Source organism: Xanthomonas sp. NCPPB 1826, assembly GCF_056725285.1.
In genome coordinates, this window is sequence record NZ_CM161521.1 from 2,099,640 (window position 1) to 2,119,170 (window position 19,531).

22 protein-coding genes are annotated in these 19,531 nt (G+C 66.3%); 19 read left to right on the plus strand and 3 right to left on the minus strand.

Translation table 11 applies throughout. The annotated features are described in order from the left end of the window. The first annotated feature begins 68 nt into the window (after nt 1-68). The 8 genes from AC1PLA_RS09165 (at nt 69) to truD (ending at nt 7,565) form a co-directional block, all read left to right on the plus strand. Nucleotides 69-1,733, plus strand: a complete 1,665-nt coding sequence (locus AC1PLA_RS09165) for a CTP synthase (RefSeq protein WP_024939564.1) — start codon at nt 69-71, stop codon at nt 1,731-1,733. A 203-nt stretch (nt 1,734-1,936) separates the two neighbouring features. Next, entirely contained in the window at nt 1,937-2,767 is an 831-nt protein-coding gene (gene kdsA, locus AC1PLA_RS09170; protein ID WP_006453321.1) for a 3-deoxy-8-phosphooctulonate synthase, read from the plus strand. A gap of 116 nt (nt 2,768-2,883) precedes the next feature. After that, nucleotides 2,884-3,126: a hypothetical protein gene (locus AC1PLA_RS09175; protein ID WP_024939566.1), complete on the plus strand. Its 243-nt coding sequence runs from the start codon at nt 2,884-2,886 to the stop codon at nt 3,124-3,126. Nucleotides 3,127-3,249: 123 nt separating this feature from the next. Next, nucleotides 3,250-4,542, plus strand: coding sequence for a phosphopyruvate hydratase (gene eno, locus AC1PLA_RS09180; RefSeq protein ID WP_016904017.1), 1,293 nt, complete (start codon nt 3,250-3,252; stop codon nt 4,540-4,542). Between the two features lie 3 nt (nt 4,543-4,545). Further along, nucleotides 4,546-4,902 carry a cell division protein FtsB gene (ftsB, locus tag AC1PLA_RS09185; RefSeq protein ID WP_481106040.1) on the plus strand — a complete coding sequence of 119 codons (357 nt, stop codon included), beginning with the start codon at nt 4,546-4,548 and terminating at the stop codon, nt 4,900-4,902. Next, the gene (ispD, locus tag AC1PLA_RS09190) at nt 4,899-5,699 is read left to right on the plus strand and encodes a 2-C-methyl-D-erythritol 4-phosphate cytidylyltransferase (protein WP_481106041.1); all 801 of its coding nucleotides are present in this window, start codon (nt 4,899-4,901) and stop codon (nt 5,697-5,699) included. Before ftsB ends, ispD begins: the two co-directional genes overlap by 4 nt. A 15-nt stretch (nt 5,700-5,714) precedes the next feature. Beyond that, nucleotides 5,715-6,206, plus strand: a complete 492-nt coding sequence (gene ispF, locus AC1PLA_RS09195; RefSeq protein WP_481106042.1) for a 2-C-methyl-D-erythritol 2,4-cyclodiphosphate synthase — start codon at nt 5,715-5,717, stop codon at nt 6,204-6,206. Between the two features lie 249 nt (nt 6,207-6,455). Further along, nucleotides 6,456-7,565, plus strand: a complete 1,110-nt coding sequence (truD, locus tag AC1PLA_RS09200) for a tRNA pseudouridine(13) synthase TruD (protein ID WP_166764290.1) — start codon at nt 6,456-6,458, stop codon at nt 7,563-7,565. 136 nt (nt 7,566-7,701) lie between these two features. Here truD and AC1PLA_RS09205 read toward each other — a convergent pair whose 3' ends face one another. Further along, a complete protein-coding gene (locus AC1PLA_RS09205; protein ID WP_039527819.1) occupies nt 7,702-8,241 on the minus strand; it encodes a Smr/MutS family protein in 540 nt (179 codons plus the stop codon). 99 nt (nt 8,242-8,340) lie between these two features. On the opposite strand from AC1PLA_RS09205, the gene surE reads away from it, so the two are divergent. Genes surE through AC1PLA_RS09225 form a run of 4 tightly spaced genes read left to right on the plus strand, consistent with a single transcriptional unit; the run spans nt 8,341 to nt 11,200 of the window. Further along, nucleotides 8,341-9,120, plus strand: a complete 780-nt coding sequence (gene surE / locus AC1PLA_RS09210; RefSeq protein WP_024939572.1) for a 5'/3'-nucleotidase SurE — start codon at nt 8,341-8,343, stop codon at nt 9,118-9,120. Beyond that, entirely contained in the window at nt 9,117-9,794 is a 678-nt protein-coding gene (locus AC1PLA_RS09215) for a protein-L-isoaspartate(D-aspartate) O-methyltransferase (RefSeq protein WP_047125524.1), read from the plus strand. Before surE ends, AC1PLA_RS09215 begins: the two co-directional genes overlap by 4 nt. An 18-nt stretch (nt 9,795-9,812) precedes the next feature. Beyond that, nucleotides 9,813-10,427, plus strand: coding sequence for a YqaA family protein (locus tag AC1PLA_RS09220; RefSeq protein ID WP_016904009.1), 615 nt, complete (start codon nt 9,813-9,815; stop codon nt 10,425-10,427). Next, nucleotides 10,424-11,200, plus strand: coding sequence for a peptidoglycan DD-metalloendopeptidase family protein (locus AC1PLA_RS09225; protein ID WP_481106043.1), 777 nt, complete (start codon nt 10,424-10,426; stop codon nt 11,198-11,200). The genes AC1PLA_RS09220 and AC1PLA_RS09225 overlap by 4 nt, the downstream gene beginning before the upstream one ends. Nucleotides 11,201-11,390: 190 nt before the next feature. On the opposite strand, the gene AC1PLA_RS09230 is transcribed toward AC1PLA_RS09225, so the two are convergent. Beyond that, a complete protein-coding gene (locus tag AC1PLA_RS09230) occupies nt 11,391-11,771 on the minus strand; it encodes an Mth938-like domain-containing protein (RefSeq protein WP_016904007.1) in 381 nt (126 codons plus the stop codon). Nucleotides 11,772-11,786: 15 nt separating this feature from the next. Beyond that, nucleotides 11,787-12,092, minus strand: a complete 306-nt coding sequence (gene yhbY, locus AC1PLA_RS09235; RefSeq protein WP_481106044.1) for a ribosome assembly RNA-binding protein YhbY — start codon at nt 12,090-12,092, stop codon at nt 11,787-11,789. 65 nt (nt 12,093-12,157) lie between these two features. Between yhbY and rlmE the strand changes: the two genes are divergently transcribed. The 7 genes from rlmE to AC1PLA_RS09270 all read left to right on the plus strand — a co-directional run bounded on the left by rlmE (nt 12,158) and on the right by AC1PLA_RS09270 (nt 19,319). Beyond that, nucleotides 12,158-12,790, plus strand: a complete 633-nt coding sequence (gene rlmE / locus AC1PLA_RS09240; protein ID WP_016904005.1) for a 23S rRNA (uridine(2552)-2'-O)-methyltransferase RlmE — start codon at nt 12,158-12,160, stop codon at nt 12,788-12,790. A gap of 60 nt (nt 12,791-12,850) precedes the next feature. Next, on the plus strand, nt 12,851-14,791 hold the full coding sequence (gene ftsH, locus AC1PLA_RS09245; RefSeq protein WP_016904004.1) for an ATP-dependent zinc metalloprotease FtsH: 1,941 nt from the start codon (nt 12,851-12,853) through the stop codon (nt 14,789-14,791). 124 nt (nt 14,792-14,915) lie between these two features. Next, nucleotides 14,916-15,818, plus strand: coding sequence for a dihydropteroate synthase (folP, locus tag AC1PLA_RS09250; protein WP_481106045.1), 903 nt, complete (start codon nt 14,916-14,918; stop codon nt 15,816-15,818). After that, the gene (gene miaA, locus AC1PLA_RS09255) at nt 15,818-16,801 is read left to right on the plus strand and encodes a tRNA (adenosine(37)-N6)-dimethylallyltransferase MiaA (RefSeq protein WP_481106046.1); all 984 of its coding nucleotides are present in this window, start codon (nt 15,818-15,820) and stop codon (nt 16,799-16,801) included. Before folP ends, miaA begins: the two co-directional genes overlap by 1 nt. Before the next feature lie 77 nt (nt 16,802-16,878). Continuing rightward, entirely contained in the window at nt 16,879-17,157 is a 279-nt protein-coding gene (gene hfq / locus AC1PLA_RS09260) for an RNA chaperone Hfq (protein WP_005915027.1), read from the plus strand. An 11-nt stretch (nt 17,158-17,168) separates the two neighbouring features. Then, complete coding sequence (hflX, locus tag AC1PLA_RS09265) at nt 17,169-18,488, plus strand: ribosome rescue GTPase HflX (RefSeq protein WP_039527808.1); 1,320 nt, start codon at nt 17,169-17,171, stop codon at nt 18,486-18,488. A gap of 336 nt (nt 18,489-18,824) precedes the next feature. Then, nucleotides 18,825-19,319, plus strand: a complete 495-nt coding sequence (locus AC1PLA_RS09270; RefSeq protein WP_181120469.1) for a CinA family protein — start codon at nt 18,825-18,827, stop codon at nt 19,317-19,319. The last annotated feature ends 212 nt before the right edge of the window (nt 19,320-19,531 follow it).

Below are 19,531 nucleotides of genomic sequence, written 5' to 3' on the forward strand. Positions count from 1 at the left end.
GTCACGCAACCCTTGGGCATTCGCCCGTCACCCGCTAAACTATGGCTTTCCGGGAGGCTTCAAGCCCCATGACCCCCCTGATTTTTGTTACCGGCGGCGTAGTGTCCTCGCTAGGCAAGGGCATTGCCGCCGCTTCGCTTGCCTCCATTCTGGAAGCGCGTGGCCTGAAGGTCACGATGATGAAGCTGGACCCGTACATCAATGTGGACCCGGGCACGATGAGCCCGTTCCAGCATGGCGAGGTCTACGTCACCGACGACGGCGCCGAGACCGACCTGGATCTGGGTCACTACGAGCGCTACGTGCGCACGCGGCTGTCGCGCAAGAACTCGGTCACCACCGGCCGGATCTACGAGAACGTGATCCGCAAGGAGCGTCGCGGCGATTACCTGGGCGCCACCGTGCAGGTGATCCCGCACATCACCGACGAGATCCGCCGTTGCATCGACGAGGCCACCGCCGGGTTCGACGTGGCGCTGATCGAGATCGGCGGCACCGTCGGCGATATCGAGTCGCTGCCGTTCCTGGAAGCGATCCGCCAGGTGCGCACCGAGCGTGGCGCCGAAAAGGCCATGTTCATGCATCTCACCCTGGTGCCGTACATCGCCGCCGCCGGTGAGTTGAAGACCAAGCCGACCCAGCATTCGGTCAAGGAGCTGCGCTCGATCGGCATCCAGCCGGACGTGCTGCTATGCCGTTCCGAGCAGGCGGTGCCGGATTCGGAGCGCCGCAAGATCGCGTTGTTCACCAACGTCTCCGAGCGCGCAGTGATCAGCTGCCCCGATATCGATGTGCTGTACGGCATGCCGCTGGAGCTGCGTCGCCAGGGCCTGGACGAACTGGTCATCGATCAGTTCAAGCTGCGCGACAAGGTGGCTGCGCCCGACCTGTCTGAATGGGCTGCGGTGGTGGATGCGGTCAAGCACCCGCTGGACGAGGTCACCATTGCGGTGGTCGGCAAGTACGTCGATCACCAGGACGCCTACAAGTCGGTGGCCGAAGCGCTGCGTCACGGCGGTCTGCGCCAGCGCACCAAGGTCAACCTGAAGTGGCTGGAAGCGCAGGATCTGGAGGGCAGCGACATGGCTGCGCTGCAGGATATCGACGGCATCCTGGTGCCGGGCGGCTTCGGCGACCGTGGTTTCGAAGGCAAGGTGCTCACCTCCAAGTATGCGCGCGAGCACAAGGTGCCGTACTTCGGCATCTGCTACGGCATGCAGGCGGCGGTGGTGGACTATGCCCGCCACGTGGCCGATCTGGACGCAGCCAACAGCACCGAGAACGATCGCCAGTCGCCACACCCGGTGATCGGTCTGATCACCGAATGGCGCACCGCCACCGGCGAAGTGGAAAAGCGCGACGAGAAGTCCGACCTGGGCGGCACCATGCGGCTGGGTCTGCAGGAGCAGCGGCTCAAGCCGGGCACGCTGGCGCGCGAGGTGTACGGCAAGGACGTGGTCGCCGAGCGTCATCGCCACCGCTACGAGTTCAACAACCGCTACCGCACCCAGCTGGAAGACGCCGGCCTGGTGATCTCCGGCAAGTCGATGGACGACACGCTGGTGGAGATGGTGGAGCTGCCGCGCGATGCGCACCCGTGGTTCCTGGCCTGCCAGGCGCATCCGGAATTTCTGTCCACCCCGCGCGACGGGCATCCGCTGTTCATCGGCTTCGTGCGCGCTGCGCGCGAGAAGAAGGCGGGCGGGAAGTTGTTGAAGGAAGCGCGTGCCTGAGCCGCTCCTTCTCCCGTCGGGAGAAGCTGGCGCGCAGCGCCGGATGAGCGGCGCCGCAACGCACCGGGAGTTGGCAGCCATGACGAACGCGTCGCCACGCGTCAGCCAGGGCAAACCATCGCACTTCAGCAGCGCTTCGCAACCGTACCCGCACACCAACCCCTCTCCCGACGGGAGAGGGGCTTTAATCAATAGGTGACCTGATGAAACTGTGTGACTTTGACGTTGGCCTGGATCAGCCGTTGTTCCTGATCGCCGGCCCCTGCGTGATCGAGTCGATGCAGCTGCAGCTCGACGTGGCCGGCAAGCTGAAAGAGATCACCGGCAAGCTGGGGATCAACTTCATCTTCAAGTCGAGCTTCGACAAGGCCAACCGCACCTCCGGCACCAGCTTCCGCGGCCCGGGCCTGGAAGAGGGCCTGAAGGTGCTGGCTGCGGTAAAACAGCAGATCGGCGTGCCGGTGCTGACCGACGTGCACGAATACACCCCGATGAACGAGGTCGCCGCCGTCGTCGACGTGCTGCAGACCCCGGCCTTCCTGGTGCGCCAGACCGATTTCATCAAGAACGTCTGCGCCGCCGGCAAGCCGGTCAACATCAAGAAGGGCCAGTTCCTTGCGCCGTGGGATATGAAGCCGGTGGTCGACAAGGCCAAGTCGACCGGCAACGAGCAGATCATGGTCTGCGAGCGTGGCGCCTCGTTCGGCTACAACAATCTTGTCAGCGACATGCGCTCGCTGAGCGTGATGCGCGACACCGGCTGCCCGGTGGTGTTCGATGCCACCCATTCGGTGCAGTTGCCGGGCGGGCAGGGCAGCAGTTCCGGCGGCCAGCGCGAGTTCGTGCCGGTGCTGGCGCGCGCGGCGGTGGCGGTGGGCATTTCCGGCCTGTTTGCCGAAACCCATCCGGACCCGTCCAAGGCCTTGTCGGACGGCCCCAACGCCTGGCCGCTGGACCGCATGGAAGAGCTGCTCGAGACCCTGATGGAGCTGGATGCCGTCACCAAGAAGCACGGGTTCGCGCGCTTCGCATGAGTTCCGATGCCTGGGCGCTGGCCGCGTCGCAGCGCCAGCGTCGGCAGTGGCGCCACTGGCCCTGGGGCTGGATCGCGCTGGTCGCATCGATCGCCGCGTGGGCGTGCATGGCCGCGATGGTGTTTCTGGTCGCTGCCAGCATCGGCATGCCGGGTGACGGCGACCATGCCATGCAGGCCACGCGGGTGCCAATGCTGGTCACGCTGCTGCTGGCCGCGGTCGCGATCACAAGTTGCCTGATCGCCGGCCCGCTGGCGTTGCGGCTGGCTCGCCAATCCGGCGCAGCGATCTTTGCGTTGGTGTTGCTGTCGGTCTTGCTGCTGCTGTCTGGTTTACCGCTGCTGGGCTTGATGGCCTAGCAGCATGCTTGCCGGCCTGTTGCGTGCGGCAGCTTCACGCGATTTGGCAATGTGCCGGTGTGCGGCGATAATCCCGCAGCTTGTTTCCGGTGTACTTCCCCCTTACTGGTAACCGATCGACCTATGACCACTATCGCCAAGATCCTCGCCCGCGAAATCCTTGACTCCCGCGGCAATCCCACGCTGGAGGCCGAAGTCACGCTGGACGACGGCTCGTTCGGCCGCGCCGCCGTGCCCTCGGGCGCCTCGACCGGCACCAAGGAAGCGGTGGAACTGCGCGATGGCGACAAGACCCGCTACCTGGGCAAGGGCGTGCTGCATGCGGTGCAGAACGTCAACGGCACCATCGCCGAGACGCTCAAGGGCTTTGACGCGGCCGACCAGCAGGGTCTGGACCGCCGCCTGATCGACCTGGACGGCACCGAGAACAAGGGCCGCCTGGGCGCGAACGCGCTGCTGGGTGTTTCTCTGGCCGCCGCGCATGCGGTGGCCGCCTCGCGCAAGCAGCCGCTGTGGCAGTACCTGTCCACCATCACCGAGTCCGACGTGGCACTGCCGGTGCCGATGATGAACATCATCAACGGCGGCGCGCATGCCGACAACAACGTCGACTTCCAGGAGTTCATGGTGCTGCCGGTCGGCTGCAGCTCGTTCTCCGAAGCGCTGCGTGCCGGTACCGAAATCTTCCACGCGCTCAAGTCGGTGCTCAAGGGCCACGGCCTGAGCACGGCGGTGGGCGACGAAGGCGGCTTTGCGCCGGACTTCCGCAGCAATGTCGAAGCGCTGGACACCATCCTCGAGGCGATCGGCAAGGCCGGCTACACCGCCGGCGAAGACGTGCTGCTGGGCCTGGACGTGGCTTCCAGCGAGTTCTACGACAACGGCAAGTACAACCTGGTTGGCGAGAACAAGCGCCTGACCAGCGAGCAGTTCGTCGACTTCCTGGCCGACTGGGTCGCGCAGTACCCGATCATCAGCATCGAAGACGGCCTGGCCGAGGACGACTGGGCCGGCTGGAAGCTGCTCACCGACCGCGTCGGCAAGAAGGTGCAGCTGGTCGGCGACGATCTGTTCGTCACCAACCCGAAGATCTTCAAGCAGGGCATCGATTCGGGCACCGCCAACGCGATCCTGATCAAGGTCAACCAGATCGGCACGCTGACCGAGACGCTGGAAGCCATTGCGATGGCGCATGCGGCCAATTACGCCTCGATCGTCTCGCACCGCTCGGGCGAAACCGAAGACACCACCATCGCCGACATCGCCGTGGCTACTACCGCCACGCAGATCAAGACCGGCTCGCTGTGCCGCAGCGACCGCGTCGCCAAGTACAACCAGTTGCTGCGCATCGAGCAGGCGCTGGGCTCCGGCGCGCGTTACGCCGGCCGCGACGCGTTCGTTTCGCTCAAGCGCTAAGCCGTGCGCAACTGGCGCTGGCTACTGCTGGTGCTGGCGGTGCTGATGGCTTGGCTGCAGTACCGCTTCTGGTTCGGGCCTGGGAATTCCGGCGAAGTGATGATGCTGGAAGCCCAGGTCGCGCATCAGACACAGGACAACGAAGGTCTGCGCCAACGCAACCAGGCGTTGGCAGCAGAGGTGAAGGATTTGAAGGACGGCGAGGCGGCAATCGAGGAACGCGCGCGCAGCGAGCTGGGCATGATCAAACCGGGCGAGACGTTCTATCGCGTGGTCGAGGATGCACCGCCGCTACCGCCCGCGGTGGCCGCGCCGTCCGCTGCGCCCGTCGAGCCTGACGCTCCGGCGGAACAACCATGACCGGTTCGATCTGGGCGATTGTGCCGGCCGCCGGGCGCGGCACGCGTTTTGGTGGGCAGACCCCCAAACAATATCTGTCCGCTGCCGGGCAACCGCTGATGGCCTATACGCTGGCGGCGCTTGCCGCGCATCCGGTGGTGGCCGGCATCGTGGTGGCCATCGCGCCCGACGATGCGGATTGGCCAGGCTGGACTTCGGTGCAGGACAAGCCGGTGCTGACCTGCGTCGGCGGCGGGACACGTGCAGCATCGGTGCTGGCCGGATTGCTGGCCCTGCCGGAGAGCGTGCGGGCCGATGACTTTGTGCTGGTGCACGATGCCGCGCGGCCCAATCTCGCCTTGGCCGATCTGGAGCGTCTGCTGGAAATCGGCCGCGGCGATCCGGTCGGCGCGATCCTGGCTGCGCCGGTGCGCGACACGCTCAAGCGAGCCGGCGACGATGGCGGCATCGATGCCACCGAGCCACGCGAGCGGCTGTGGCGCGCGCTGACCCCGCAGCTGTTCCGTCGCCATCAACTGATCCGCGGCCTCACCGAAGCGTCGGCGGCCGGGGTGGACGTGACCGACGAGGCGATGGCGATGGAGCGGCTGGGATTGCGCCCGTTGCTGGTGGAAGGTGCCGAAGACAACTTCAAGGTGACCACGCCGACGGATCTGGCGCGCTTCGAATTCGAACTGGCGCGCCGCGGCGTGGCGGTGGATGCCTTGTCGCCTGCAGCCGATCCGCGCGCCGGGGCGGTCGTTGGCCACACCGATGCGCTGTCCGCTGGCGCGCACCACGACGCCGACGCTCCCTAATCACCACGGATTACCATGTCTTTCAATTTTCGAATCGGTCAGGGCTACGACGTGCACGCGTTCGGTGCGGGCGACCACGTGATGCTGGGCGGCGTGCGCGTCGCGCACAGCCATGGCGTGCTCGCGCACAGCGATGGCGACGTGGTGTTGCACGCGCTGTGCGATGCGATGCTGGGCGCGGTGGCGCTGGGCGATATCGGTCAGCACTTTCCGCCGTCCGACGCGCGCTGGAAGGACGCCGACAGCGCGCAGTTCCTGCAGCATTGCGATCACTTGCTGCGCGAGCGTGGCTGGCGCGTCGGCAATGCCGATGTCACCGTGATCTGCGAGCGTCCCAAGATCGGCCCGCATGCGCTGGCGATGCGCGAACGCATCGCCGGCCTGCTGGCGATCGAACTCGATGCGGTCAGCGTCAAGGCCACCACCAGCGAAAAACTGGGCTTCACCGGCCGCAGCGAGGGCATCGCCGCCCAAGCTGCGGTGTTGCTCGGCAAGATCGCCGGCTGACCGCGACTGACAAACGCCTGCGCGCACCGTCGGTGGCATGGACGGTGCCGGGCATGGCGATGAATACGCATACCCTGTGGTCCCGAGCGTGCCATCCACACGCATCCGGCCACCCCGGCCAGGTTTTTCCAGCCGCTCTAGATCGCGGTTACCTGCGCCGGGCTCGTCTTGGCGTCGCACCGCGACACCACCGCGCCGAGGCATTCGGCACATAGCGCACGACCTGTCGGCGCGAAGGTAAATCACAGCATGAGCGACACCTCTGTTCTGCCGCGTGCGCATGGCGCTGCGGTCCTCGGCGCGGCAATGCGCAGCACGCCCGAAGATTTTCAGGTCGATGAGCTGCCGGCCTTCGAGCCCACCGGCGAGGGCGAGCACCTGTTGCTCACCATCCGCAAGCGTGGGCAGAACACCGCCTATATCGCGAAGAAACTCGCGCAGTGGGCCGGGATCGCCGAAATGGGCGTCAGCTACGCCGGGCTGAAGGACCGCCATGCGGTGACCACGCAGCGCTTCAGTGTGCATCTGCCCAAGCGCATCGCGCCGGAGCTCGCCGCGCTCGACGACGATGAGATGCAGGTCATCGCCAGTACCTGGCACAACCGCAAGCTGCAACGCGGCGCACTGCTGGGCAATCGTTTCGTGTTGACGTTGCGACAGGTGCAGGGCGAGCACGCGGCGATCGAACAGCGCCTGCAGGCAATCGCCGCGCGCGGTATCCCGAACTGGTTTGGCGAGCAGCGTTTCGGCCGCGATGGCGGCAATGTGGCCTCCGCGCTGGCGATGTTCGGTTATGTGTCCAATGCCGACGGCACCTTGTCGGCGGCGCCGGCATCCCGGCGGCGGCTGCGCAACGATCAACGCTCGATGCTGCTGTCGGCGGCGCGCTCGGCGTTGTTCAATCGGGTGCTCACCGCACGCGTGGAGCAGGGTAGCTGGGACGCCGCGCTGGATGGCGAGGCGTGGATGCTGGATGGCTCGCGCAGCGTGTTCGGCCCCGAACCGTTCACCGATGTACTGGCAGAGCGCCTGGCGCGCTTCGATATCCATCCCAGCGGGCCGTTGTGGGGCGCCGGCGAGCTGCGTCCGACCGGGCAGGCTGCGGCAGTGGAGCAGGGCGCGTTGTCCGATCCGCAATCGGAGGTGCTGCGACAAGGCCTGGAGGCCGCGGGCTTGAAGCAGGAGCGCCGCGCACTGCGCTTGCGTCCGCAACAGCTGGAGTATCGCTGGCTGGATGCGGACAGCCTGCAGATCGAATTCGCACTGCCGCCGGGCTGCTACGCCACCGCAGTGCTGTGGGAACTCGGCGAGGTCAGCGACGTCGGCCGTCTCAACGCTGGCCTGCGTTCCGACGCCTAGGCCTGCTCGGTTGTCGTTGGCCGCCCGGCAAACACGTCACCGCCGTAGGAGCGGACCTGGCCGCGACAGGCCTGCCCATCAACGCGTCCTTTGCGCAAGCGCATGCTTGCACCAGCGACCCGTCACCCAATCGGCGCTAACGTCGTGCCAGCAACACCAGCAATGCCCCGGTGCCACCTTGCGTGGCCGGCGCGGAATGAAACGCCAGCACATCGTTGCGCTGACGCAGCAGGCGATCCATCAGGTTTTTCAACACCGGCGCGCCATTGTCCGACTGCAGCCCCTTGCCGTGGATGATGCGCACGCAGCCATGGTCGTGCGCATGCGCTTCCAGCAGGAACTGCCGAAGCAGCGATTCGGCCTGCGCGGCGGTGGCGCCATGCAGGTCCAGTTCGTCCTGGATCGAGAATTGACCGCGCTTGAGCCGCTGAAACAATCGGGTGGGAAGATTCTCGCGCCGGTAGCTGGCGGTATCGCCGGCCTCCAGCGGCGCACTGTCGCGCAGCAGACGCGCGAATTCGGTGTGCGCTTCCGCATCGTCGCGCTCGGCCATGCGCGCGCGCGGCTTGGGGCGCGGCTTGGCATTGGCCGGTGGGGCGACTTCACGAATCGGCTTGACCGCGCCGATCGCTGCGCGGAACAGCGCGCCGTCGTCTTCGTCTTCAGGATGCGACATGCTCACAGCCTAACCTGCCCAACCTCAGGCGCAAGCGAAGATCAAGCGCGAAGGGCGCGGACGCATCCGGTATCATGACCCGGTTTTCCGAGGAGTCCCATGCGCGTACTGGTTAGCAACGACGACGGTGTCGACGCCCCCGGCATCCAGATTTTGGCCGAGGCGCTGCGCCATGCCGGTCATGAAGTGATGGTGGTCGCGCCCGACCGCGACCGCTCCGGCGCCAGCAATTCGCTGACGCTGGATGTGCCGATCCGCACCCGCCGCATCGACGCGCAGACCTGCGCGGTTGCCGGCACGCCCACCGACTGCGTGCATCTGGCGCTGACCGGCATGCTCGATTACGACCCGGACATCGTGGTCTCCGGCATCAACAATTCGGCCAATCTGGGCGACGACGTGATTTATTCGGGCACCGTGTCCGCCGCGATGGAAGGCCGTTTCCTCGGTCTGCCGGCGGTGGCGGTCTCGCTGGTGACGCACAACCACGAAGCGCATCACTACGAAACCGCCGCGCGCGCCGCGGTGGAGATCGTGGCGCGGCTGAAGTCCGACCCGTTGCCCGCCGATACCATCCTCAACGTCAACGTGCCGGACCTGGCCTGGTCGGAGGTGCTCGGTTTCGAGGTCACCCGGCTGGGCAACCGCCACCGGTCCGAGCCCTGCGTGCCGCAGCGCGACCCGCGCGGCCGCACCGTGTACTGGATCGGCCCGGCCGGGCCGGAGCAGGACGCTGGCGCCGGCACCGACTTCCATGCCGTGCGCACCGGGCATATCTCGATCACCCCGATCCATGTCGACCTGACCCGTTATCAGGCGCTGGAGACGGTGGCCGGCTGGGTGGGCGGCCTGACCGCCGCGCTGGATACGCCGGCATGACGCCGAGGCTGCGGCTGCAACCGGAATCGGTCGGGATCGGCATGACCTCGCAACGCGTGCGCGACCGGCTGGTCGAGCGCCTGCGCGAGGCCGGCATTCAGGACGAAGCGACGCTCAACGCGGTGCGCACCGTGCCGCGCCATCTGTTCATCGACGAAGCGCTGGCCTCGCGTGCCTACGAAGACACCGCCTTGCCGATCGGCCACGGCCAGACCATCTCGCAGCCCTGGGTGGTCGCGCGCATGACCGAGGCGGTGCTGCAGGTCGGCCCGACCAGGGTGCTCGAAGTGGGCACCGGCTCAGGCTACCAGGGCGCGATCCTCGCCGCGCTGGGGCTGGAGGTGTACACCGTCGAGCGCATCGGCGACCTGCTGCGGCAGGCGCGCAAGCGCTTCCGCCATCTGGGCATGAACGTGCGCAGCAAGCACGACGACGGCCGCATCGGCTGGCCCGAACATGGCCCCTACGATGCCATCGTGGTCACCGCCGCCGCTCCGGCGCTGGTCGATGCGCTGGTCGATCAGCTGGCGGTCGGCGGGCGGCTGGTCGCCCCGGTCGGTGGTGCCTCGTCGCAGTCACTGGTGCAACTCACGCGCGCTGCCGACGGCGCGATCGAGCAGCAGGTTCTGGCGCCGGTCACGTTCGTCCCGCTGTTGTCGGGCATGCTGGATTGAATCCATGAGAGTTTCTCGATGAAGATCTTCGGGCCGTTGTACGACGTGGCCATTCGTTGGTCGCGCAATCGCCGCGCTCCGGCGCTGCTGACCGGCCTCAGTTTCGTGGAGGGTTTCATCTTCCCGGTGCCGCCGGAGGTGATGCTGGCGCCGATGTCACTGGCCGAACCCAGGCGTGCGTTGTGGTTCGCCACCTTGAGCCTGATCGGCTCGGTCTGCGGTGCGCTAGTAGGTTACCTGCTCGGCCATTTCGCCTTCGCCGCATTGCAGCCGCTGATCGAATGGCTGGGCTGGAGCGCGAAGATCCAGGCGCAGATCGAGACGCTGCGCACGCTGGTCGCCGATTCGCCGTGGAAGGCCTTCTGGGCGCTGGTGCTGGTGGGCTTCACCCCGATCCCGTTGAAGATCTTTACCTGGGCCTCGGGCGTGGTCGGCGTGCCGATCCTGCCCTTCATTGCCAGCATGCTGGTGGGGCGCGGCAAGCGCGTGTATCTGGTGGCCGGCGCGATCCGGCTGGGTGGGGCGCGTGCCGAGGCCGCGTTGCATCGCTGGATCGAGCCGCTGGGCTGGGTGGCCATGGCCGTTCTGGCGGTGGGAGCAGGCTGGCTGGTGTGGAAGACAACCAACGGATGAGCAAGTTGCAGATGAATTCGGTACGTAAGACAGCAGTCCTGCTCGCAGTCGCCGTCGGGCTAGGCGCCTGCAGCAGCGCCACGGTGGTGCGCTCGCCCGGAGCCGGCGGTGGTTCGGCGTCCGCGCGTCCGTCCGCGACGCCGCGTCCGTCGGTGCCGCGCCCGGGTGCGACCGTCACCGTGCAGCGCGGCGACACGCTGTACGCCATCTCGCGCCGCACCAACATCACCGCGCCGGATCTGGCGGCCTGGAATGGCCTGTCCTCACCCAACACCATCTATCCCGGCCAGACCCTCAAGCTCTATCCGCCCGGAGCCAGCAGGCCGGGCGGCAGCAGCTCCAGCGCCGGCATGGTGGTTCCGCCGCGCCCGAGTGCCCCGATCGCAGCACCGGTCAGCAGCGGATTTCCGTGGCGCTGGCCGGCCGACGGCGTGGTGGTCGGCACCTTCGTCAGCGGCGAGACCACCAAGCAGGGCGTGGACATCGCCGGCGCCAGCGGGCAGGCGGTGCGTGCCGCGGCCGACGGTGTGGTGGTGTACTCCGGCGCCGGCCTGGTCGGCTACGGCGAGCTGATCATCATCAAGCACAACGACCAGTGGCTGTCCGCCTACGGACACAACCGCAAGCGCCTGCTCAACGAAGGCCAGAGTGTCAAGGCCGGCCAGCAGATCGCCGAGATGGGCCGCAGCGGCGCGGCCCGCGACATGCTGCACTTCGAGATCCGCTACAACGGCAAGCCGGTGGATCCGTTGCTGTATCTGCCGAGGAAGTGATTCGGGATTCGGGATTTGGGATTCGTAACTGCAGCGGCGCTGGGCCGATGGTGCTGCGTGGAAGGTGCGTTCTACCGGCCTGAGCTCGCTTGAGGTGTCGCTACTGCTGCTGGCATGAGAGCAACATCTGCTCCAGCCCGCATCTGCTCCAGCCCGCTGTTGCGAAACCCCAATCCCTAATCCCTAATCCCTAATCCCTGCCTTCCAGAATCATCGCCAATGCCACCCGGCGGCCTTCGCTGGCCAGCACGTTGTAGGTGCGTGCCGCGGCCGCATTGGTCATCGCTTCCAGGCCGATGCCGCGGGTCAGGCAGGCTGCCAGCACGTCCGTCTTCGGGAACTGCTGCCGCTCGCCGGTGCCGAGCAGGATCACCGCCGGGGCGAGCGCCAGCACCGCGTCCATATGCGCGACCTGGAGTTGTTCCAGGCCGGAGACCGGCCAGCCTTCCACCAGCTCGTCGGGCATCAGGATGAAACTGCGCTGCAGAATCTGGTCGTTCACCTTGGCGTGGCGGCCATCGGCCGCGCGCAGCGCATAGGTGTAGTCGGGGTGTTCCTGACTTAGAGGCATATCGAACTCGTCGGGTCAGCCGCGCGGCAGCACGATCTGACGCTTTTCCTTGCTGGGGCGGTACAGGATGGCGACATGGCCGATCCGCTGCACCAGCGCGCTGCCGGTCTTCTCACTCAGTTCGGCGATCATGGCGTCACGGGCCTCGCGATCCTCCGATGTCACCTTCACCTTGATCAGTTCGTGGCGCTCGAGCACTTCCTCGAGTTCGGCCAGAAATGCCGGCGTGACCCCTTTGCCGCCGGTTTGCAGCAGTGCCTTGAGATCGTGGGCCTGACCGCGCAGGAAACGGTTCTGGGCGGAGGTGAGAACAATGGACATGCAGGATCAAAGGGAAGCAAAGGGTGTTCAGGGTATCATGGCGACCCGTTCAGACCCCTTTGCCGATGCCTTCCCGTAGTAAAAGCAGCCAGCGCTGGCTCAAGGAACACTTCGCCGATCCGTTCGTCAAGAAGGCGCAGGCCGAAGGCATGCGCTCGCGCGCGGCCTACAAGCTGGAAGAACTGCTCCAGCGCGACCGCCTGCTCAAGCCGGGCATGGTGGTGGTCGACCTGGGCGCGGCGCCGGGCGGCTGGTCGCAGCAGGTGCGCAAGTCCATGGGCGACAGTGGCCGGGTGGTGGCGCTGGATATCCTGGAGATGCCGCCGCTGGCCGGCGTGGAGTTCCTTCACGGCGACTTCAGGGAGCAAACCGTCCTATCGGAATTCGAGGCGATGCTGGGCGATGTGCCGGTGGACCTTGTGCTGTCCGATATGGCCCCCAATAAGAGTGGCATGGATGCGGTCGACCAACCGCGGATGATGCACCTGGCGGAACTGGCGATGGAATTTGCCGACACCCACCTGAAACCGGGCGGGGCGTTCCTGATCAAGCTGTTCCAGGGTGTCGGGTCCGACGACTACATTCGTGAGCTTCGCCGCCGCTATGACAAGGTGACGATTCGCAAGCCGGCGGCTTCGCGCAAGCGCTCCCCGGAAGTTTATGCGCTCGGTCAGGGCAAGCGTGCCCAGATCAAGTAAGCTGCCAATGACCACCGTGTTTCAAGAATCGAAGAGTAGAGGGCACCGGAGCCAATGAGGATGAACGACTTGACCAAGAATCTGCTGCTGTGGGTGGTCGTCGCGGTTGTGCTGATGGTCGTCTTCCAGAGCTTCTCGCCGCGGATGGCGGGCGGTGTCGGCCCCGACTCGATCACCTACACCCAGTTCCTGAAGGAAGTGGACTCAGGCCGTGTGAAATCGGTGGACTACACCGACGAAACCAACCTGGCGGTCAACGCGATCCGCTTCAAGCGCACCGACGGCAGCGAAGCCACTGTTTACGGTCCGCGCGACGACAAGCTGGTCGACGTGCTGTATAGCAAGAACATCGAAATGACCCGCCAGAAGCCCTCCACCGGGCCTGGTTTCTGGTCGTTGGTGCTCAACTTCCTGCCGGTCATCCTGATCATCGGCTTCTGGCTGTTCATCATGCGCCAGATGCAGGGCGGTGGCGGCGGTGCCAAGGGTGCAATGAGCTTCGGCAAGTCGCGCGCCAAGCTGCAGGGCGAGGACCAGGTCAAGATCACCTTTGCCGACGTTGCCGGCTGCGACGAGGCCAAGGAAGAAGTCGGCGAGCTGGTCGACTTCCTGCGTGACCCGACCAAGTTCACCAAGCTGGGCGGCAAGATCCCGCGCGGCGTGCTGATGGTGGGCCCGCCGGGTACCGGTAAGACGCTGCTCGCCAAGGCGATCGCTGGCGAAGCCAAGGTGCCGTTCTTCAGCATTTCCGGCTCGGACTTCGTGGAAATGTTCGTCGGCGTGGGTGCCAGCCGCGTGCGTGACATGTTCGAGCAGGCCAAGAAGCATGCGCCGTGCATTATCTTCATCGACGAAATCGATGCGGTGGGCCGTCATCGCGGCGCCGGTCTGGGCGGCGGGCATGACGAGCGCGAGCAGACCCTGAACCAGTTGCTGGTCGAGATGGACGGTTTCGAAGGCGGCGAAGGCGTGATCGTCATCGCCGCGACCAACCGTCCCGACGTGCTGGATCCGGCGCTGCTGCGTCCGGGCCGTTTCGACCGCCAGGTTGTGGTCGGCCTGCCGGACGTCAAGGGCCGCGAGCAGATCCTGCGCGTGCACATGCGCAAGCTGCCGCTGGCCGACGACGTGGTGCCGATGGTCATCGCACGCGGTACGCCGGGCTTCTCCGGTGCCGATCTGGCCAACCTTTGTAACGAGGCGGCGTTGTTTGCCGCGCGTGGCAGCGAGAAGGAAGTCCGCATGGACCACTTCGATCGTGCCCGCGACAAGATCCTGATGGGTGCCGAGCGCCGCTCGATGGCCATGAGCGAGGACGAGAAGACGCTCACTGCCTATCACGAGGCAGGTCACGCCATCGTCGGTCGTCTGGTGCCCGAGCATGACCCGGTCTACAAGGTCACGATCATCCCGCGTGGTCGCGCCCTGGGCGTGACGATGTATCTGCCGGAAGGCGACCGTTACTCGATGAATCGAGTGGCGATCGAGTCGCAGCTGTGCTCGCTGTACGGCGGCCGCGTTGCCGAAGAGCTGATCTTCGGCGGCGACAAGGTCACCACCGGTGCGTCCAATGACATTGAGCGTGCGACCAAGATGGCGCGCAACATGGTCACCAAGTGGGGCTTGTCCGACGAGCTCGGCCCGGTGGCCTACGGCGAGGAGGAAGACGAGGTGTTCCTGGGTCGTTCGGTCACCCAGCACAAGAACGTCTCCGACGAGACCGCGCGCATGATCGACGAAGTGGTGCGCTCGATCCTGGACAAGGCCTACAGCAAGACCAAGGCGATCCTCACCGAGAACCTGGACAAGCTGCATGCGATGTCGCAGCTGCTGCTGCAGTACGAGACCATCGACGTGCCGCAGATCGACGCCATCATGGAAGGCCGCGAGCCGCCGCCGCCGGCAGGCTGGGGCAAGTCCGACAAGGACGGTGGCAACAACAACGACAAGGGTAGCCCGCGTCCGTTGCCGCCGATTGCCGGGCCGGCCGAGCAGCTGTAACCCAACGCATCGGTCAGCTGCAGCAGCATTCATCAAGGCCGGGAAGCGATTCCCGGCCTTGATGCGTTATAGCGCCGCATCACCCGATCAGCGCTTGCCGCAATCATCCAAGGAGACACCATCGATGTTTGACACCGCCCTCAAGCTGGATTGCGCCGGTCGCGAGCTGCGACTGGATGCGCCGCAGGTGATGGGGATCGTCAATGTCACGCCGGACTCGTTTTCCGACGGCGGCCAGCACGCCAGCTGCGAGGCCGCCATCGCGCATGGCCTGGGTCTGGTCGAGCAGGGCGCTGCGCTGCTGGATATCGGTGGCGAATCCACCCGTCCCGGCGCCACGCCGGTGTCACTGGAGGACGAGCTGCAGCGCGTGATCCCGGTGATCCAGGCATTGGCGCAGCAGACCACTGTCCCGATCAGTGTGGATACCTACAAGCCGGAGGTGATGCGCGCGGCGGTCGCAGCCGGCGCCGGCATGATCAACGACGTGCATGCACTGCGCTCGCCGGGGGCGCTGGATGCGGCAGCCGAGTTGCGGGTGCCGGTGGTGTTGATGCATGCACGCAGCGCGCCGCATGCGATGCAGGACGCGCCGCACTACGACGACGTGGTGGCCGAGGTGCATCGCTTCCTGGCCGAGCGTATCTTCGCGGCCGAAATGGCCGGGATCGACAAGCGCCGCTTGATCCTCGACCCGGGGTTCGGCTTTGACAAGACCACTACGCACAATCTGACCGTGCTGGCGCAGTTGCAGCGCCTGCAGGAGTTCGGCCTGCCGGTGCTGGCGGGGCTGTCGCGCAAGCGCAGTATCGGTGAGTTGACCGGGCGCCAGGTCGCCGCAGAGCGCGTATACGGCTCGGTCGCTGCGCATCTGATCGCCGCCCAGCACGGCGCGATGTTGCTGCGCGTGCATGATGTGGCCGCCACCATGGATGCCCTGAAGGTGTGGAGCGCGATGGCGGCGATTCCGCTGCCGCGGGTGAGCGCGCCTGTGGCACCGAGCATTCGCTGGCCGGACGAGGACTGATGCCGGCCGACCGCCGCCCGCTGGCGATTGCGCTGATGGGGCCGACCGCCAGCGGCAAGACCGCGCTGGCACTGAACGCCGCGCAGCGCTGGAACGGCGAGATCGTCAGCGTCGATTCGGCGCTGGTGTATCGCGGCCTGGACATCGGCGCGGCCAAGCCGGATGCGGCGATGCGCGCGGCGGTGCCGCATCACCTGATCGATCTGCGCGAGCCCTGGCAGATCTATTCGGCGGCGGAATTTGCCAGCGATGCGCGGCAGGCGATCGAGCAGATCGTGGCGCGCGGCAAGCTGCCGATTCTGGCCGGCGGCACCGGACTGTACTTCCGCGCCTTGCTGGAAGGGCTGTCGCAGTTGCCCGAGGCCGACCCGGCGGTGCGCGCGGCGATCGCAACCGAAGCCGGCGAACTTGGCTGGGCCCGGATGCACGCACAACTGGCGGACGTCGACCCTGTTGCGGCGGCGCGCATCCATACCACCGATCCGCAGCGGATCCAGCGCGCCCTGGAGGTCTACCGCATCAGCGGCAGGCCGATCAGCTACTGGCAGGCGCTACCGCCGGGTCCGCGCTTGCCGGTGCGGGTGCTGAAGGTGGTGCTGGCGCCGCGCGAGCGCGCGGTGCTGCATGCACGCATCGAACAGCGCCTGGACACGATGCTGGCGCAGGATTTCCTGGCCGAGGTGGAACGTCTGCGGGCACTGCCGCAACTGCGTGCGGTCGCCGCGCCGCTGGATCTGCCCGCGGTGCGCGCGGTGGGGTACCGCCAGGCCTGGGAGTACCTGGATGGGGCCGGTCGCCTGGCCGACTTCCGTGACAAGGCGGTGCAGGCCACCCGTCAACTGGCCAAGCGGCAACTCACCTGGCTGCGTGGCGAGCTCGACGCACGCTGGTTCGACCCGGAGCGTGACCGCCATCGACTGCAGAGCGCACTTGTCGGCTTCCTCGGTCAACGTCCCCCTGTGCGGCAGGCTTCAGGCGTGTAACATCCCGTTTCCGGGGCCGGCTGGGGATGGCAGGTGTCGACCGGGATTATAAGAACAATAATGAAGAGGAGTTTTCGATGGCTAAGGGGCAATCTTTACAGGATCCATTCCTCAACGCGCTGCGGCGCGAGCGGGTGCCGGTCTCTGTGTATCTGGTCAACGGCATCAAGCTGCAGGGCACGATCGAGTCGTTCGACCAGTTCGTGGTTCTGCTGCGCAATACCGTGAGTCAGATGGTCTACAAGCACGCCATCTCCACGGTCGTGCCGGCGCGCAATGTGCGCGTGGGACCGGGTGGTGGGTATGTGCAATCCAATGAAGGCAACCAGGCGGAAGATGACGACGTCGAGCAGTAATGGAGTAGTGCGTGTTTGATCGCTCACGGAAGGGTGAACACGCGTTGTTGATTCAGACCCACTCCGGTGGGCCTGCCGAAGAGGATGTGCTGGAGGAGTTCGCCGACCTTGCCAAGTCGGCGGGCGCCACGGTGGCGGCCACGCTCACCGCGCGCATCGACAAACCGAACCCGTCGACCTTGATCGGCAGCGGCAAGCTGGAAGAAATCAAGGCCGCCGCCGAGGCCACTGGTGCGGATCTGGTGTTGGTCAACCACACCTTGTCGCCGGGCCAGGAGCGCAATCTGGAGCGCTATCTGGAGCGGCGCGTGATCGACCGCACTGGCTTGATCCTGGACATCTTCGCGCAACGGGCACGCAGCCACGAGGGCAAGTTGCAGGTGGAGCTGGCGCAGCTGCGGCATATGGCCACCCGGCTGGTCCGCGGCTGGACCCACCTGGAGCGTCAGCGCGGTGGTTCGATCGGCCTGCGCGGCCCTGGCGAAACCCAGCTGGAAACCGACCGCCGCCTGCTGCAGAAGCGGGTGGAGCAGTTGCAGCAGCGGCTGGAAAAGGTCGAGGTGCAGCGCACCCAGATGCGGCGTGCGCGCATGCGCAGCGAACTGCCGCGGATTGCATTGGTCGGTTACACCAATGCCGGCAAATCCACGCTGTTCAACGCCTTGACTGGTGCGGAGGCCTACGTGGCCGACCAGTTGTTCGCCACGCTCGACCCCACCGTGCGCCGCATCGCGCTGCCCGGCGGCAGTGCGATCCTGGCCGACACGGTCGGCTTCGTACGCGATCTGCCGCACCAACTGGTCGCTGCATTCCGTTCGACCTTGTCCGAGGCGCGCGACGCCGATCTGCTGTTGCATATCGTCGATGCGGCCGACCCGCTGCGCGAGGAACGCATCCAGCAGGTCGATGAGGTGTTGCATGCGGTGGGTGCGGGCGATCTGCCGCAGCTGCTGGTGTTCAACAAGATCGACAAGATCGAAGGCGCGCAGGTGCGTCACGATGCGCAGGACGGTATTCCCGACCAAGCTCGGCGCGAACGCGTGTGGGTTTCCGCGCGCGACGGACGCGGGCTGCAGGAACTGCAGCATGCGCTCGGGCAGCGACTGGACCTGCGCCATGTGACCGGACAACTGCGGTTGCCGCCATCGGCCGGCCGTCTGCGCTCCAAGTTGCACCAACTGGAAGTGGTGCGCGGCGAGCAGTCCGACGAGGACGGCTGGTTGCTGGACGTCGACCTGCCGATGGTCGAGGCCGAGCGCCTGGCTGCCGGCGACGACGGTGCGCCACTGCGCGCGATGCTGCCCGATCGTCGCGAAGACTGGGAGTCGTGATCGGCGCTGCACGGTCGGCTTGTGCCGGCCGTGCAGATCGCCGTTGTCGGGGCAGGCTGATGGGTGCAAGCGCTGCGGCGATCGCGCCGTTTCGGCCGTGGCGTTCTGTTTGCTGACGACCGAACGCGTGTCTGCAGCAGTGGTGCAGGCGTGAGAACGTCCGCCAGCAGCCGATATCCTTGCGATCCTGTCGCCAGCACAGCCGATGCCCGCTGCCATCGCTGCACACCGCTACTGAACCCCGGCCACGTCGTCGCTGGCGCGGATTGGGCGCCAGCGCAGACAGGCGCGGCAAATTCGGCTAAAACGTCGGTTGCTCCTTCACTCGCCGTGCCCATGTCCATGTCCGCCGATTCCGAACTGCAGCAGCTGGCCGAACGCCTCGGTCAACAGCTGCTTGCCGCGCGCGAGCGCCTGGTCACTGCCGAGAGCTGTACCGGTGGCTGGATCGCCAAGGCGGTCACCGATGTGGCGGGGTCCTCGCACTGGTTCGATTGCGGCATGGCCGCCTACAGCTACGAGGCCAAGCAGGCCTTGCTGGGGGTGCGGCCGCAGACGCTGGAAGTGCATGGTGCGGTCAGCCGCGAAACGGTGATTGAAATGGTGTCGGGCGCGCTGGTCAATTCCGGCGCGAGCATCGCGGTGGCGGTGACCGGCATCGCCGGCCCGGGTGGCGGCAGTGAGGACAAGCCGGTCGGCACGGTATGGATCGGCTGGAAGCGGCGCGGCGGCTATGCCACTGCGCAGTTGTTCCAATTCGCTGGCGATCGCGATGCAGTGCGGCGTCAGACCGTGGTTGCCGCGCTGCGGGGCTTGAGCGCACTGCTCTAGTCCTCGTACGGAAGAAAGCCGCACGCGCGCCTATGCTGCGCGCAGTGCGACGCTGGCCGCGGTGTTTCTCTTCGACATCCAGCGATTGCGCAGTTCATGCATGGCTGCAATGCAGCTTTCGTTGCATTGCGTTCGCTGCGCGCTGCGCAGCTTCTGCCAACGGTGTGGTCCAACCCCGTTCACTCGCTAAGGTGTGGTCTCACGCGACCTGC